The sequence below is a fragment of the Amycolatopsis stemonae genome, assembly GCF_054781455.1.
Genome location: NZ_BAAGUJ010000042.1, coordinates 1 through 584, shown reverse-complemented (window position 1 = coordinate 584; position 584 = coordinate 1). Strand labels below are relative to the sequence as shown.

Annotated in this window: 1 rRNA gene; it reads left to right on the top strand. The window is 56.8% G+C overall.

What is annotated here, in order from left to right:
- A 16S ribosomal RNA gene (locus ACYVLJ_RS47930) occupies positions 1-223 on the top strand; the annotation flags it as partial.
- Between the last annotated feature and the right edge of the window lie 361 nt (positions 224-584).

Sequence of the window (584 nt, the reverse complement as noted above, 5' to 3'; positions counted from 1 at the left end):
CTGCGTGAAGTCGGAGTCGCTAGTAATCGCAGATCAGCAACGCTGCGGTGAATACGTTCCCGGGCCTTGTACACACCGCCCGTCACGTCATGAAAGTCGGTAACACCCGAAGCCCATGGCCCAACCCCGTAAGGGGAGGGAGTGGTCGAAGGTGGGACTGGCGATTGGGACGAAGTCGTAACAAGGTAGCCGTACCGGAAGGTGCGGCTGGATCACCTCCTTTCTAAGGAGCACAACACATCCCAGCCTAGGTTGGGAGTGGCCACGGTTTAACACCCGCCTGTGGTGTTGCCGAGGTTGCTCAAGGAATTGTGGAACTACTGGTTATGGTCATGGTTGGTGGGCAATGCCCGCGGTAGTACTGATCGCTTGCGATCGTGGAACTCGCGTCCGGCGTCCGGGGTCATGGTTGTTCGCTTGCACACTGTTGGGTCCTGAGGCAACACGCCTAGGGCTAACCCCCGAGGGACGTTTGTTTCTGGTGTGGTGTTTGAGAACTGTAGAGTGGATGCGAGCATCTTTGTGGTCAAGTTGTTAAGGGCACATGGTGGATGTCTTGGCTTCAGGAGCCGATGAAGGACGTA